1 protein-coding gene is annotated in these 2,179 nt (G+C 61.9%); it reads left to right on the top strand.

The window, feature by feature from the left end; translation table 11 throughout:
• The first annotated feature begins 205 nt into the window (after nucleotides 1-205).
• On the top strand, nucleotides 206-1,702 hold the full coding sequence (locus ACK543_RS12755; RefSeq protein WP_409943218.1) for a DEAD/DEAH box helicase: 1,497 nt from the start codon (nucleotides 206-208) through the stop codon (nucleotides 1,700-1,702).
• Nucleotides 1,703-2,179: the final 477 nt, after the last annotated feature.

The following is a 2,179-nucleotide window of genomic DNA, read 5'->3' as shown; positions in this document are numbered from 1 at the left end:
CATTAGCAAATGATTGCCAATACAAAACAATTACAAGATTGCCACTACAAAAATTTTTGAAAATTAGATGCAAGTCGTTGATTCATAACGCCACCAACCCTCAAAAACGGTCAAAAAGGGGGGCGAGGTGTCGAACTTCGGAGGCAGGCGTCAAAACTTGCAAAAAATGGCGGTTTAGCTCGCTGGTGCGACAATAGCGGGCTAAATGACCTCTTCTTTTTCCAATTTATCGCTGGCTGAACCGCTGGCGCGCGCCGTAGCCGAAATGGGCTACGAGTCCATGACGCCCATCCAGGCGCAGGCCATTCCGGTGGTGCTCACCGGCCAGGATGTGATGGGCGCTGCCCAGACGGGCACCGGCAAAACGGCAGCGTTCTCGTTGCCGCTGCTGCAGCGGCTGCTCAAGCATGAGAACAGCTCCACATCGCCTGCCCGCCATCCGGTGCGTGCCCTGGTGCTGCTGCCCACGCGTGAACTGGCCGACCAGGTCGCCCAGCAAATTGCGCTGTACGCCAAATACACCAAGCTGCGCAGCACCGTGGTGTTTGGCGGCATGGACATGAAGCCCCAGACCATCGAGCTGAAAAAAGGCGTCGAGGTGCTGGTGGCCACGCCGGGCCGTCTGCTGGACCACATCGAGGCCAAGAACGCAGTGCTCAACCAGGTCGAGTATGTTGTGCTCGACGAGGCCGATCGCATGCTGGACATCGGCTTTCTGCCGGACCTGCAGCGTATCTTGAGCTACCTGCCCAAGCAACGCACCACGTTGTTGTTCAGCGCCACGTTCTCACCCGAAATCAAGCGCCTGGCTGGCAGCTATCTGCAAAACCCCGTCACCATTGAAGTCGCTCGCCCCAACGAGACGGCCTCCACCGTGGAGCAACGGTTCTACAGCGCCAACGACGACGACAAGCGCCGCGCCATCCACCAGGTGCTCAAGACCCGGGGCCTCAAGCAGGCGTTCATTTTTGTGAACAGCAAGCTCGGCTGCGCGCGACTGGCCCGCAGCCTGGAGCGCGAAGGCCTCAAGACGGCTGCGCTGCACGGCGACAAGAGCCAGGACGAGCGCCTGAAGGCCCTGGAAGCCTTCAAAAAGGGCGAAGTGGACCTGTTGGTGTGCACTGACGTCGCCGCGCGCGGTCTGGACATCAAGGATGTGCCAGCGGTGTTCAACTTTGACGTGCCGTTCAACGCCGAGGACTACGTGCACCGCATCGGTCGCACGGGCCGGGCGGGCGCTTCGGGCCTGGCCGTCACGCTGGTGTCGGGCAGCGATGCCCGCCTGACCGCCGATATCGAGAAGCTGATCAAGAAAAAGATCGAACTCGAAGCCATCGAGTACGACGAGGATCAGCCCAGGGGCCGCATCAACGACGGCCGCCGCGCCTGGCGCGAAGCCGGTGAGACCGGTGACGGCCGCGACGCCATCGCATCGCCCCCCCGCCGCGAGCGCGAGCGTGACCACCACGGTGGCCGCCAGGCCCGCGAGCCGCGCGAAGCGCACCGCGGGTTCCGGCCCGTGGCGCCCTCGCGCGATCCGTTCTTCGAAACGCCTTATGAGCCCGCCAGTGCCGAAGCCGCGCCCGCTTGGGAGTCAGCGCCCAGAGCGCCTGCCCGCAGCAGCATCTCGGCCAACATCAAGCCCAAGCGCAAGCTTGCGGCCCTGTTCAAGGCCGCGCTGCCGGAGACTTCCGCATCATAGGTCAGTTATTGAGGGTCAAATACCTCGCCGACGCCTGATTCATAAGCGTTAAGTGCTCCTCAATTTATAGCTATTGCCAGTGGGCCTGCTCTGGCGGGGTGGGCATGATCTTGGGCTCAAAGCTCTGCCCTGGGTCACCTCGGAAGGGGTGTCCATGGCGCGCTGGCCAGTCTGCTGCCCGCCGCGCCGCAGCGCAAACCGAAGCGCAGGACCCTTCTTCGCCCTGCCATGGCTGGATCCCACGGGTCTCCCATCGAGAATCCCTCAGCCCGGCGTTTGGGCCACCCAAGTTCGACAGTTCACGCACGCAAGTGCTTGATTTGATTGAATTCGCGCTTCAAAGCGCAGACTACAAATGCGGGTTCTGGATGGCGCCAGGGGTTGGCACGGCAAGCTTCAGTGCGCACAGCAGCGACTTTTGTACGGCGTTGATCTGCGTCAGTCCACTGATCTTTCGACCGTCCTGGGCTTGGGCCG

This window comes from Acidovorax sp. (genome assembly GCF_046341535.1).
Taxonomy (GTDB): domain Bacteria; phylum Pseudomonadota; class Gammaproteobacteria; order Burkholderiales; family Burkholderiaceae_C; genus Acidovorax.
This window is presented reverse-complemented; position numbering and strand designations above follow the sequence as displayed.